Source organism: Kitasatospora purpeofusca (genome assembly GCF_034043715.1).
GTDB classification, from domain to species: domain Bacteria; phylum Actinomycetota; class Actinomycetes; order Streptomycetales; family Streptomycetaceae; genus Kitasatospora; species Kitasatospora purpeofusca_A.
Genome location: NZ_JAXCLC010000038.1, coordinates 53,241 through 65,931, shown reverse-complemented (window position 1 = coordinate 65,931; position 12,691 = coordinate 53,241). Strand labels below are relative to the sequence as shown.

12 protein-coding genes are annotated in these 12,691 nt (G+C 75.5%); 2 read left to right on the top strand and 10 right to left on the bottom strand.

Translation table 11 applies throughout. The features are described 5' to 3' along the window. Nucleotides 1-129: 129 nt before the first annotated feature. The 3 genes from SM793_RS20670 to bldG all read right to left on the bottom strand — a co-directional run bounded on the left by SM793_RS20670 (nucleotide 130) and on the right by bldG (nucleotide 2,014). Complete coding sequence (locus SM793_RS20670) at nucleotides 130-825, bottom strand: hypothetical protein (RefSeq protein WP_320439707.1); 696 nt, start codon at nucleotides 823-825, stop codon at nucleotides 130-132. Nucleotides 826-1,071: 246 nt separating this feature from the next. Then, nucleotides 1,072-1,488: an ATP-binding protein gene (locus SM793_RS20665; RefSeq protein WP_320439706.1), complete on the bottom strand. Its 417-nt coding sequence runs from the start codon at nucleotides 1,486-1,488 to the stop codon at nucleotides 1,072-1,074. 184 nt (nucleotides 1,489-1,672) lie between these two features. Beyond that, nucleotides 1,673-2,014: an anti-sigma factor antagonist BldG gene (bldG, locus tag SM793_RS20660; RefSeq protein WP_030392670.1), complete on the bottom strand. Its 342-nt coding sequence runs from the start codon at nucleotides 2,012-2,014 to the stop codon at nucleotides 1,673-1,675. 222 nt (nucleotides 2,015-2,236) lie between these two features. Here bldG and SM793_RS20655 point away from each other — a divergent pair, with 222 nt between their 5' ends. Further along, nucleotides 2,237-4,702, top strand: coding sequence for a DEAD/DEAH box helicase (locus SM793_RS20655; RefSeq protein ID WP_320439705.1), 2,466 nt, complete (start codon nucleotides 2,237-2,239; stop codon nucleotides 4,700-4,702). Nucleotides 4,703-4,780: 78 nt separating this feature from the next. Here the strand turns inward: SM793_RS20655 and SM793_RS20650 are convergent, their stop codons facing one another. The 7 genes from SM793_RS20650 to ssd all read right to left on the bottom strand — a co-directional run bounded on the left by SM793_RS20650 (nucleotide 4,781) and on the right by ssd (nucleotide 10,844). Next, complete coding sequence (locus SM793_RS20650) at nucleotides 4,781-5,233, bottom strand: Rv3654c family TadE-like protein (RefSeq protein ID WP_320439704.1); 453 nt, start codon at nucleotides 5,231-5,233, stop codon at nucleotides 4,781-4,783. Beyond that, complete coding sequence (locus tag SM793_RS20645) at nucleotides 5,221-5,619, bottom strand: TadE family type IV pilus minor pilin (RefSeq protein WP_320439703.1); 399 nt, start codon at nucleotides 5,617-5,619, stop codon at nucleotides 5,221-5,223. The genes SM793_RS20650 and SM793_RS20645 overlap by 13 nt, the downstream gene beginning before the upstream one ends. A gap of 55 nt (nucleotides 5,620-5,674) precedes the next feature. Next, nucleotides 5,675-5,992, bottom strand: a complete 318-nt coding sequence (locus tag SM793_RS36475; protein ID WP_413816000.1) for a DUF4244 domain-containing protein — start codon at nucleotides 5,990-5,992, stop codon at nucleotides 5,675-5,677. Nucleotides 5,993-6,085: 93 nt separating this feature from the next. Next, nucleotides 6,086-6,679, bottom strand: a complete 594-nt coding sequence (locus tag SM793_RS20635; RefSeq protein ID WP_320439702.1) for a type II secretion system F family protein — start codon at nucleotides 6,677-6,679, stop codon at nucleotides 6,086-6,088. A 353-nt stretch (nucleotides 6,680-7,032) separates the two neighbouring features. Beyond that, nucleotides 7,033-7,827 (bottom strand): type II secretion system F family protein, encoded by a 795-nt coding sequence (locus tag SM793_RS20630; protein WP_320439701.1) that lies wholly within the window; start codon nucleotides 7,825-7,827, stop codon nucleotides 7,033-7,035. 489 nt (nucleotides 7,828-8,316) lie between these two features. After that, nucleotides 8,317-9,588 carry a TadA family conjugal transfer-associated ATPase gene (locus SM793_RS20625; RefSeq protein ID WP_320439700.1) on the bottom strand — a complete coding sequence of 424 codons (1,272 nt, stop codon included), beginning with the start codon at nucleotides 9,586-9,588 and terminating at the stop codon, nucleotides 8,317-8,319. 134 nt (nucleotides 9,589-9,722) lie between these two features. Further along, nucleotides 9,723-10,844 (bottom strand): septum site-determining protein Ssd, encoded by a 1,122-nt coding sequence (ssd, locus tag SM793_RS20620; protein ID WP_320439699.1) that lies wholly within the window; start codon nucleotides 10,842-10,844, stop codon nucleotides 9,723-9,725. 891 nt (nucleotides 10,845-11,735) lie between these two features. Here ssd and SM793_RS20615 point away from each other — a divergent pair. Continuing rightward, a complete protein-coding gene (locus SM793_RS20615) occupies nucleotides 11,736-12,512 on the top strand; it encodes an HAD family hydrolase (protein ID WP_413816001.1) in 777 nt (258 codons plus the stop codon). The last annotated feature ends 179 nt before the right edge of the window (nucleotides 12,513-12,691 follow it).

Sequence of the window (12,691 nt, the reverse complement as noted above, 5' to 3'; positions counted from 1 at the left end):
CGGACGGGGCCCGTCGGGCCCAGGCGGCCGTGCGGGCGCGGGCCGTCGCGGGTGGGCGCGGGCGGTTGCGCCCGGGCGGTTGCGCAGGGGCCGGTGTGCCGTGCCGGGGCGGGCGGGTCGAAGCGGGGGTCAGCTCGCCGAGGCGGTGGGGGCCGGGGTCGGCGGTGCCACGGTACCGGAGGCGTCCGTCGCCGCCGCACCGTCCGTGGGCGTGCCCGTGGCCCCGTCCGAGGGGCCACCGGTCGCCGGGCCACCGGTCGCCGGGGACGTCGGAGCGGCCGCGGCCGAACCCGGCTTGCACCCCTCCTGCTTGGCCATCGCCGAGCCCAGGTCACCGCGCTGGAGCTTGCCCTGCGCCTGGGTGGAGAGCGAGGCCAGCTGCTGCACCTGGTCGGCCACACTGCGCAGCCCGTCGGCGAACTTCGCCTGGTCGGCGTTGGGGAGCGCGTCCAGCTTCTTCTGGACCTCCAGGTAGCCGTCGGCCGCCTTGGTGAGCTCGGAGACGGTGTCCTTCTGCACGCTCGCGCCGTCGTCGACCTTGGGCGCACCGGCGCCGTCGATGGCGGCGGCGATGTCCTGGTTGGTCTTCGCCAGTCGGCCGATGTCCGCCGAGAGGCGCTTCTGGAGGTCGGCCGGGGCCTCGCCGGTCTTCACCTGGCCGGTGTCCGCCAGGGCGGTCTGCGCCTGGGCGATCGGGTCCTTGGCCGCGCCGCACACGTTGGCCGCCCAGGACTCCAGCTGCTTGCTGTTGTCGTCGCCGCAGCCGACAGCGCCGAACGCGAGCAGCGCCCCGAGCGCGGGTACGGCCAGCAGTCGCTTGTTCACCGGGAGAGCCCCTTCGGTTTCGGTCGTCGAACTGCGAACCTACACGGCCGCCGCTCGAGCCCCGATTCCTGTTCGGACCCGCTCTTCCACGCGCGCACGCTCACCCCGCCCGGCGCGTTCCCACCACCGTTCACGGGCCCACGGCCGCGGTTCGGGGATCAGGGCCCACGGGCATCGCTCACGGGCCACCGGCCCGCCGCGCACCGGCCCGCCCTACACCGGCCACCACGCACCGGCCCGCCGCGCTCAGACGGCGAGCGCGTCAGCCGAGAGCGGCCAGCTCATCCGGATCAGACCCCCACCGGCGCCGCTGGTGACCTCCAGGTCCTCGACCAGGCCGGTGAGCACGGCGAGGCCCAGGGTGTCCTCGTCCGGGTCACCGCCGTCCGACGCCGTGGCCGGGACCGTGTCGAGGCCGGCTTCGTCCTCGACCTCGATGAGGAAACGCTTCTCCTGGTCGACCAGCGCGACGCGCACCGCGCCCGTCACGCCACCGCGCCGGTGCAGGCCGACCGCGCGGGAGCACGCCTCGCCGACGGCGAGGCGCACCTCGTCGAGCACCGACTCGTCGACCCCCGCCCGTCTGGCCACTGCCGCGGCCACCAACCGGGCCGTCCGCACGTGCTCGGGCAGCGCGCTGAATCGAAGTTCGACGGTTGCCATCTCTTCCCCCTCGGGGTGCTCCGGCCGAGGCCGGGCATACGGCCCCGGCCGCTGCGGGCCGGCCACGGCCGACCCGCGGACGGCCGGACGGACCGGGGCCGCAGGGCCCCGGCTCCCGGACGCATAAGGATCGGACGGGCCGGTCACGGAGGACCGGCCCGATCCGGTCGATCGGGTCGACTGATCAGTCGGTCGCCTGGACCGCGTCCTCGACCGAGGTGTGGATCGGGAACACCTTGGTCAGACCGGTGATCCGGAAGATCTTCAGAATGCGCTCCTGGTTGCAGACCAGGCGCAGCGAGCCCTCGTGGGCACGCACCCGCTTCAGCCCGCCCACCAGCACACCGAGGCCGGTGGAGTCCAGGAAGTCCACGCCCTCCATGTCGACGACGAGGTGGTAGCTGCCGTCGTTGACGAGCTCGACCAGCTGCTCGCGCAGCTTGGGGGCGGTGTACACATCGATCTCGCCGCCAACCTCGACGACCGTGCGGTCGCCGACTGTACGGGTCGACAGGGACAGGTCCACGGAACCTCCAGCACCTTGCCTTGCTACGTCATTGCGATCTTCGGCCGGGCGGCCGTCATCGCATGGTCGCGAACCCCGGGCCCACCCAGCGAATGCGTGGCAAGCCTCAGCGCTGCGACCCCCGGCCGTACGGCCGTCACGGCCACATTCAACCACCTGCGACCATGACCGCACGATGGCTTAGGACGATTCTCCGTCACGCCGGTGACACACTGGGTCCTCATGCCGCCGCGTCACAGCCTGCCCGAGGCACTGCTCATGACCCTGTCCACCGCCCGGGGGCGGTCGGACCGGCTCACCCATACGGAGCACCTTCCCGCCCGGCCCGCCCGTTATGCGCCGTGGCCCGACTGGATCCGGCCCGAGATCGTCTCGTCCGCCCAGGACCTGGGAGTCCAGCAGCCCTGGGCCCACCAGGCGGAGGCGATGAATCTGGCCAAAACCGGTCAATCTGTGGTGATCGCCACAGGAACCGCCTCGGGCAAGTCGCTCGGATACCTGGCGCCGGTGCTGTCCGACCTGCTGGACGGCACCGAGGCCCGCAACGGCCGGGGCGCGACCGCGCTCTACCTCGCCCCCACCAAGGCCCTCGCCGCCGACCAGCGCCGCCGGGCCGCGGAACTCGCCCCACCCCGCGTCCGGGCCGCCCTCTACGACGGCGACACCCCGCCCGAGGAACGCGAGTGGGTCCGCCAGTACGCCTCCTACGTCCTCACCAATCCGGACATGCTGCACCGGGGCATCCTGCCAGCGCACGCCCGCTGGTCCTCCTTCCTCAAGACGCTTCGCTACGTCGTGGTCGACGAGTGCCACAGCTACCGCGGCGTGTTCGGCTCGCACGTGGCCCAGGTGCTGCGCCGGCTGCGGCGGATCTGTGCCCGCTACGGCTCCGCTCCCGTCTTCCTGCTCGCCTCCGCCACCACCGCCGACCCGGCCGTCACCGCCCGCCGGCTGACTGGCCTGCCCGCCGCGGCGGTCACCGAGGACTCCTCCCCTCGCGGCCCGATGGTCTTCGGGCTGTGGGAACCGCCCCTCACCGAGAACGTCGGCGAGCAGGGTGCGCCGGTCCGGCGGACCGCCACCGCCGAGGCCGCCCACCTGCTGACCGACCTGGTCGAGCGGGAGACCCGCACCGTCGTCTTCGTCCGCTCCCGCCGGGCCGCCGAACTCGTCGCCCTCCAGGCCCAGGACCAGTTGAGCCGCCCGCTCGCCGACCGGGTCGCCGCCTACCGCGGCGGCTACCTCGCCGACGAGCGCCGGACCCTGGAGCGCGACCTGCACTCCGGCCGACTGCTCGGCCTCGCCTCCACCTCCGCCCTCGAACTCGGGGTCGACATCTCCGGTCTGGACGCCGTCCTGATGGCCGGATACCCGGGCACCCGGGCCTCGCTCTGGCAGCAGGCCGGCCGGGCCGGGCGGGAGGCCCAGGGCGCGCTCGCCATCCTGATCGCCCGGGACGACCCGCTGGACACCTACCTGGTGCACCACCCGGAGGCGCTGTTCGCCACCCCGGTCGAGGCCACCGTGCTGGACCCGGACAACCCGCACGTACTCGCCCCGCACCTGTGCGCCGCCGCCGCCGAGCTGCCGCTCACCGACACCGACCTGGAGCTGTTCGGCCCCTCGGCCGCTCCGCTGCTGCCGGTGCTGGAGCGCCGCGGGCTGCTCCGCCGCCGCGGCGAGGCCTGGTACTGGACCCGCCGCGAGCGGGCCGCCGACGCCGTCGACCTGCGGGGCAGCGGCGGCAGCCCGGTGCAGATCGTCGAGGCGCCGACCGGCCGGCTGCTCGGCACCGTGGACGCCTCCGCCGCCCACACCACCGTGCACACCGGGGCCGTCCACCTCCACCGGGGCCGCACCTACCTCGTCCGGGACTTCGACCTGGACAACTCGGTCGCCCTGGTCGAGCCCGCCGACCCGCCCTACACGACCTCCGCCAGGGACATCACCTCGATCTCCGTCCTCTCCACCGACACCACCGTCGACTGGGGCGAGGGCCGGCTCTGCTTCGGTTCGGTGGAGGTGGTCAACCAGGTGGTCGGCTACCTCCGCAAGCGGATCTCCACCGGGGAGATCATGGGCGAGAGCAAACTCGACCTGCCGCCCCGCACCCTGCGCACCCGGGCCGTCTGGTGGTCCGTCACCGAGGACCAGCTGATCGACGCCGACATCCCGCCCGACCAACTGCCCGGCGCCGCCCATGCCGCCGAGCACGCCTCGATCGGCCTGCTCCCGCTCTTCGCCACCTGCGACCGCTGGGACATCGGCGGTGTCTCGGTGCCGCTGCACCCCGACACCGGGCTGCCCACCGTGTTCGTCTACGACGGCCACCCCGGCGGGGCGGGCTTCGCCGAACGCGGCTTCCGACGGGCCGGGCAGTGGCTGACCGCCACCCGGGAGGCGATCGCCGCCTGCGAGTGCGAGCGCGGCTGCCCTTCCTGCGTCCAGTCGCCCAAGTGCGGCAACGGCAACGACCCGCTCGACAAGGCGGCCGCCGTCCGGCTGCTGGACATCCTGCTCGCCGGCGCTCCCGATGCGTCCGGGGTGGTGGGGGACGCGGAGGCGGAGAGGGTGGAAGAGGTGGAGCCGGAAGCCGCCGGAACGTCCGAGGCGGCCGGGACGGCCGGGACGGCCGACGGATCCACCGACCGACCGGAAGACCGACCCGCCGACCGACCCTCCGACTGACCCTCCGACCGACTCGACGACCGACCCGACGATCGGCCCACCGCGGCGGGCCCGACGGGCGGGCATCCGCCCGGGGGCTCACGGTCCGCCTCCGACCGGACCGGCCTCGCCCAGGGCCACCCGCGCCTCCTCGTCCGTCGGCGGGACCGCGGCCCGAAGCGGTCCGGCGCGGGCCCGGGCCCGGGCGGGACCGACCGACAGTCGTACCGGCAACCCCGTGACCGGCACCTCCACCACCACCTCCACGGCGTCCTCCGGGAGGTCGGCGGCGCAGGAGACCACGGCGGCCGCCTGCGCCGCCGCCACGGCCCTCGCCCGGGCGCAGCCGCCGTCCGCGTCCACCAGCAGCCGGTCGGCCGCCGCCAGCGCGGCCAGGTCCGCGGCGGACTCCGCACGGTGGCGGGCCCCGACCACCACGCCCGATGCGAGCGCGGCGGTGAACGCCACACAGCCGAGCAGTACACCCGCCAGCAGCCAGACCGTCGCCGAGCCGGTGTCCGACCGTCGCCCCCGAGACCTCACCCCGGCCACGGACCACCACCTCCCTCCGCTCCTCGCAGGGTGTCCTCCCTGGCCGCGACCGCCGTGGCGCTCACCCGCACCGCGAGCACCTCCGCGAACCGGCCCGGTGCCCCGTACGGCGCGTCCACAGTGACCCGGACGGTGTCCGGCGACAGGTCGACCAGGACCGCCGCCCCGGGTGGCGCGGCCGCCCGCGCCACCCCGGCGGCATCGGCCTCCCCGCGCGCGGCCGCCCTGGCTCCCACTCGTGCCGCGTCGACACAGCGGAGTTGGGCGGCCGCCGCGAGGACGGCCCAGACCAGCAGCGCGGCCAGCAGCACCAGCGCCGGCAGCGCGACGGCGGTCTCGGCGGTGACGAACCCGGCGTCGCCGCGCCGTCGCCGCCTCGGCTGCACCGGCCGCCCCGGTGGCCCCGGTCGGCCCCGCCGCAGGAACCGCCCCGACGACGGGTCAGGTCGCATGGAGCGCACGGTCCAGGGCGGCGTGCAGCGCGTCCATCACCGCCGCACTGGTGGCCACCTTGTAGAGCGCGGCCGCCACGGCACACGCCCCGAGCGTGCCGACCGCGTACTCCGACGTGGTCATTCCCGCGTCCGGGCCGCCGATCCCGATCCGGCGCCGACGCCGAACCGCACGTCGAACCATGAGCCGGACCACGAACCGGGCCGAGTGCCGGTTCGTGATCACCAGCTTCCGGGGCAGGTGCCCCCCGCCGGCCGGCTCCCTCTCCGCGCCCGCCACGGCCACCGGACTGATCACCTGGGTCATGAGTTTCCTCCTTGCTTCGAATCCGACAAGAGACCGCCGCACCGGCGGCCGGGCCGACCGATCGGCAGACCGGTCCGGCACACGGTCGATGCGTCACATCGACTGTGAGAAACGCGTGCTGAGCCCCACCACCACCGGGACGACACCGATCAGGACGAACGCCGGGAGGAAGCACAGCCCGAGCGGGGCCGTCGCGAGCACTCCCGCCCGCCTGACCCGGGCGTGCGCCGCCCGGACGGCCTCCGCCCGTTGGCCGCTCGCCAGGCCGGCGAGCGCCGTCGCCGCCGGGGCTCCGCTCAGGCTCGTCCGGACCAGGCAGCGGGCCAGCGGCGCCAGCGGCGGGTGCTCCTCCCCGAGCCGGTGCCAGCAGAGCTCCGGGGGTGCCCCCAGGGCGAGTTCGGCCGCCGTGGACAGCAGCCGGGGTCCCATCGGGGCACCTACGCTCCCGCCCACCGCCGCGACGGCCGCCGCCGGCGAGGCGGCCGAACCGAGGCAGGCCGCCAGAAGTTCGGCGGTGAGCGGCAACTGCCGCAGCAGTCGTGCCTGGTCCAGTTCGGCCCGCCGCTCCGCCGGTGACCTCGCCCGGGGCAGCCACCGGTGCAACCCGGCCGCCAGCAGTCCGCCCGCCACCAGGCCCGCCGTGCCGCCGAGGAAGACCGCCGCTCCGAGCCCGGCGCCCAGCGCCATCGCCGCCCGCCGGGCCCACCCGGGCAGAGCCGGACTCCCCCGTGCCACCGACCGGTGCCGCGGCCTGCCCCCACCGGTCCGCCCTCGGCGCGACCGCACCTCGTCATCCAGCAGGGCGTCCGCCCTGCGACGCGCACGCCACCGGCGCCGGGCCCGGCCTCCGGCCGTCGCTCCCGCCAGCACCGCCACGACGCACACCAACGGCGCAGCGCGCTCGGTCACCCACTCCATCCCTTTCCCTCCTCCCACCGGACTCCCTCCTGCGCGTCCACCACTGCGTCCACCACTGCGGCCGCCCGCGCGGGCCGTCACGGGGCCCGGCGCCACCGCGCACGCGCGGCCCAGCACCCGGGTCACCACGGCAGTACCTCCCGCCGGAACGCCCCGCTCGGCCGCTCGGGGCCGGACCGGGTGCGGGCCCCGGTCCGGGTGATCCCGCAGCGCCACTCCTCGGGCCCGTCAACGCCACCCACGCCCGACGCCCGGCCCGACTCATCGCCCTCGGCGGCCACCGGCGCCCCGTCTGCGGCCGCCCGGACGATGCGGGCCGTCCAGACCAGGCCCAGCCCCTCCAGGGCCGCTCCCACCGCCAGGGAGGCCAGCCCGGCGGGTGTGTGGAGCAGCACCTCCAGCGGCCGGGCGCCGAGTGCCGCGCCGAGCAGCAGTCCCGCCAGCGGCAGGGCCGCCAGGACCGCGATCGTGGTGCGCGGCGCCGCGAGTTCGGCGGCGATCTCCTCCGCCAGCGCCCGTTCGACGCGCAGGGCCTCGGCCACTCCGTCCAGCCCGGCCGCCAGACCCGAGCCACCGGTGGAGGCGACCTCCCAGCAGGCGGCCACGGCCGCGGCCCCGCTCCCGCCCGGCCGTTCGGCGAGCAGCCGGAACGCCGCGGGCACGTCCGCGCCGTACCGGCCGGCCGCGAGTCGGGCGACCGGCTCGGCACCGATCCGCTCCAGCACCGACGGGTCGGCCGCGATCCTGGTGGTCACCAGGTGGAGCGCCTGCTCGGGTGTCGCACCGCCGCGCAACTCGCCCGCCAGTCCGGCGCACAGCTCCACCACGGCGGCCGACCGGTACCGCGCCTCGGCCGCCGCGGCTCGGCGCGCCCGCCACCTGCGTGCCGGCAGGACGGCCGGGAGCGCCGCCAGCACCGGGACGGGCGACGCCGTCGCCCACCCCACCGCCAACCCGCCGGGAACGAGCAGCAGTTCCGGCGCCCGCCGAACAGCCCTCCAGGGACTGCCCGACCAACGCACGACCGCCGCCGCCGGTCGCGCCCGCGTACGGCCCTCGCCGTCGCCGTCGCCACCGCGCCCGCTCCCACTCCCGCCGGAGCCGCCCGCGGCCCCGGTCAACACCGCACCGGCCCGACGCGCACCCGCCAACTGCCGCTGCAGTCGGCACCACCCCGTCACCGCGACAACCGCGAGCACCAGCCACCACCCCAGCACAGTCCCGTACATCTCCAAGGCCCTTGCCTCCCTCCTCGTCCCGACCACCACACCGGCCACCACACCGACCGCGACCACCGCTCGTTTCCCGGCGGCCCCTCCTCCTGCTCCCCGGCCCGAGGAGCAGCAGCGCACCCGCCGCGCAGCCGCACAGCATCAGCAGGAACACCCCCTCCACCGGGCCCGCCGTCACGGTGGCCCGTCCGCGAGCACGACCCCACGAGCGGCGAGCAGCCGCCCGAGTCGGGACCACCCGGGCCCCGCCACCGTGGCGCCGTCCGCTGTGAACGTCACAGCGGGCGTCGTGACGGCCAGCCCGTGCCGATCGCCGCCCAGGGTGTGGATCTCGGCGACCCGGCGCCGCCCGGTGCCCGGTTCCCGCACCAGGTGCACCACCAGGTCGAGGGCCGCCCGGAGCTGGCTGTGCAGGGCCGGCCGGTCCATCCCGGCCAGCGAACCGAGCGCCTCCAGCCGGACCGGTACGTCCGCCGCCGTGTTGGCGTGGACCGTCCCGGTGCCGCCCTCGTGGCCGGTGTTGAGGGCGGCCAGCAGGTCGGCCACCTCGGCTCCCCGCACCTCGCCGATCACCAGCCGGTCGGGGCGCATCCGCAGCGCCTGGCGGACGAGGTCCCGCAGGGTCAGCTCGCCCAGCCCCTCCTGGTTGGGAGGCCGGGCCTGGAGCCGCACCACGTGCGGGTGGTCGGGCAGGAGCTCGGCGGAGTCCTCGGCGACGACGATCCGCTCCTCCGGACCGACCAGGCCGAGCAACGCCGCGAGCAGGGTGGTCTTCCCCGTACCGGTGCCCCCGCTCACCAGCATCGAGAGCCGGGCCCGCACGACGGCGGCCAGCAGCTCGCCGCCGCGCGGCGGGAGTGCCCCGCCCGCCACCAGCTCGTCGACGGTGAAGGGCCGGGGGCGGCACACCCGCAGGGAGATGTGCGTGCATCCGGCGGCGATCGGCGGCAGGACGGCGTGCAGTCGCGTGCCGTCCGGCAGCCGGGCGTCCACCCAGGGCCGCGCGTCGTCGAGCCGCCGCCCGGCCGCCGTGGCGAGGCGGTGGGCCAGCCGCCGCACCGCCTCGGCGTCGGCGAAGCGGACGCCGGTGGCCCGGCGCAGACCTCCGCCCCGGTCGAACCAGATCTCGTCCGGCCCGTTGACCAGCACGTCCGTGACGTCCGGCGTCGCCAGCAGCCGCTCCAGCGGGCCCGCGCCCACCAGTTCGGCGCACAGCGAGCGCACGGTGTCGAGGACGTCGTCACCACCGAGCGGCGGCCGGGCGGCGCGCAGGGCGGTCGCCACCGAACCGGCGGTCGGCGCGGCCCCGGACTCGGCCAGCCGCAGGCGGACGGCGTCCACCAGTGCGGCGGCCCGCTCCTCCCGCGCCGTCCGCCCGTAGGGGTTCGGCTCCGGCTCCGGCCGCGCCGCGGGACCGCTCCCGGGGCCGGGCAGGCCCCGCAGCACCCGCCGCTCGCCCGGTCCGTCACCTCCGCGCCCCGACCGGTACCCGCCGGTCGGAGCCGCTCCACCGGCCCCACCGGCGCCCGGCCGATCCGCACCGGGATCCCCGGCACCGCTCGTCCTCCGCAGCCGCACCATCAGTACACGCCCCCTTCGACCGCCGGCACCGTCGGCAGCACCTCGTCGAGGAAGGCACCGCAGAACCGGGCGAGCGGCCCGCCGTCGCGGATGCCGGGCGGCACCCCCTGCTCGAGGTCGACGGCCAGGCCCGGCTCCGGATCCAGCACCCCGGCGAGCTGCATCCGCAGCCCCCGGGCGATCCGGTGCGCGGGGAGCCCGAACGGCCCCGGCGGGCGCACCACCACCCGTACGTCGTCGAGCCGCATCCGCACGGACGCGGCCACCCGGTCGGCGGCCGCCACCGCCCTCAGCTCCGCAGGCACCACCAGCAGCGCCGTGTCGGACTGCTCCAGCGCCTGCCCGGCCGCCGGGTCCAACCGCCGGGGCACGTCGACCACCACCAGGCCGCCGCCCCGGCGCGCGGCGGCGAGGACACTGCGCATGGCCTCGGGCGGTACCGCCGGGGTGTCGCCGCGGTCCCAGGACAGGCAGGCCAGCGTGCCGAGCCGCTTGAGCGCGGGCAGCGCCCGGGCCAGCTCGGCGCCGCTGACCCGGCCCCGGGAGCCGGCGAGATCCGGCCAGCGCAGGCCCGCCGCCGTCTCGCCGCCGAGCAGGATGTCGAGCCCGCCGCCGAGCGGGTCACCGTCGACGAGGACGGTGCGCAGGCCCCGGCGCGCGGCGGTGACCGCGAGCGCGCAGGCCAGGGTGGAGGCACCCGCGCCGCCCCGGCCGCCGAGGACGGCGACGGTGCGGGCGGGCGGGCCGACGCCCTCGACGGCGTCGGCGATCCGGTCGAGCAGCCAGGTCTCCGCGTCCGGCAGGAACAGCACGTGCTCCGCGCCGAGTTGGACGGCCCTGACCCAGACGCCCGCGTCGTCGAGGTCCAGCCCGAGCAGGAGCACCCCCGGTCTGCGGGGCATCGCGGCGCAGTGCCCGGCCCGGTCGTCGCCGACCAGGACCAGCGAGGCCTCCTCCCAGAGCTCGCGCGGCGGCGTGCCCCGGATCAGCCTCGGATCGGTGCCGGCCGCCGCGCAGATCCGCAGCAGGTGCTCCGCCAGGGCGTCGTTCCCGGTGAGAACGAGCGGTCGGGCGGACTCGGGCCCACCGGCGGCGGCGTGGTCGGTGATCGGCTTCGACATGGCGGCTCCCCTGTCCCGGTGCCCGGCGCGCACGGCGGCCGGGCACACCTACGAAAGGTCCGGCAGTCGGTCGGGGGCCCATGGGATCGGGCCCGGCAACCGCTGCCGGGCATCACGTTGGACGGTGATCCCGATTCCGTCCTCCAGGTTCCGAATCCCTGTGGACAACTCGGGGCTGTGGAAGAAAACGTTCACCCGGACGGGGGGCTATTGGACAAAGAATTGACTAATCGGGCTCACGGAGATCAACCGCCATACCTGGCGGGGCGGGATAGCGCCGCACGCACCACGTGCCGCCGGAGCAGGTCCGGGACTCATTCCAGGGGCGGCGGCTCCGGAGCCGGACATGACCAAAGCTCTACGGAGAGTGACGAAAACGTCGAGACAGTCGGGTGGACCGACACCCCCCGTAGAGATCGCCCGGATCAACCGGCGGTTCCGCCGGGCCGGCCGTCCGAGCCCGAAAATGGCTCCGGACGTGCGACGACCCCCGCCGGGGGGGAGAGCGGGGGTCGTCTATCCACAGCCCGACTCGGGGGGGAGGAGCCGGACCGGGTTAGCACGGTCGCGAACGATCCGTGACTTCCATGGTGTACCCGAGCGGCCAGAAACACAAACCCGCACGCACGCGAGTACGCCGAATGGCGGGCAGTTTTGCGGAGCCCTCTATCCTCGGTTCCCGTGGACACCACCGAGAACGCCGACGAGTACGCCGACGAGTCCCCGGACTCCACCGCCGCAGCCGCCGCCGGAACCGACGGGACCCCCGGGTCCGACGGGACGGCCGTGACCGGCGCGCGGCCCGGAGCGACCGACTCCGACCCGTCCGCGACCCCTCCGGCGACCGCGCGCCCGCACCCGGCCGGCCCGCGGACCGCCGCCTTCTTCGACCTGGACAAGACGATCATCGCCAAGTCGAGCGCCCTGGCGTTCAGCCGTCCGTTCTACCAGGGCGGCCTGATCAACCGTCGGGCCGTCCTGCGAAGTGCGTACGCCCAGTTCGTCTTCCTGGTGGGCGGCGCGGACCACGACCAGATGGAGAAGATGCGGCAGTACCTCTCCGCGCTGACCCGGGGCTGGAACGTCCAGCAGGTGCGCGAGATCGTCGCCGAGACCCTGCACAACCTGATCGATCCGATCATCTACGACGAGGCCGCCTCGCTCATCGAGCAGCACCACGCGGCCGGCCGGGACGTGGTCATCGTCAGCAGCTCCGGCTCCGAGGTGGTCGAGCCGATCGGCGCGCTGCTCGGCGCGGACCATGTGATCGCCACCCGGCTGCAGATCGAGGACGGCTGCTACACCGGCGAGATCGAGTACTACGCCTACGCCGAGAACAAGGCCGCCGCCATCCGCGAGTTGGCCGAGGTCGAGGGCTACGACCTGGCCGAGTGCTACGCCTACAGCGACTCGTCGACGGACCTGCCCCTGCTGGAGGCCGTCGGCCACCCGTCGGCGGTCAACCCCGACCGGGCGCTGCGCAAGGAGGCGCTGGCGCGGGAGTGGCCGGTACTGGTCTTCGACCGGCCGGTGGAACTCCGGCGGCGGCTCCCGGAATTCTCGGCACCCAGCCGCTCGGTACTGACGGCGGTGGCGGTCGGCGCGGCGATCCTGACGGCGGGCGCCGTCTGGTACGCCACCCGCCGTCGCCGTCACCTCCCGGCCTGACCCGGCGGGGACGCCGCCTGCGGCGACAGCGGCCAGACCGAGGCCGCGAGCGGTCCCGACAGCCATTTGGACAAAACGGGCAAAAGTCGAAGACTTCTCATTTCGGGTTCCCCTTTCGCCCGAAACGCGATACAAAGGAATCACGGCCCGCGAGACCCGGTCAGGACCTTAAGAGGTCA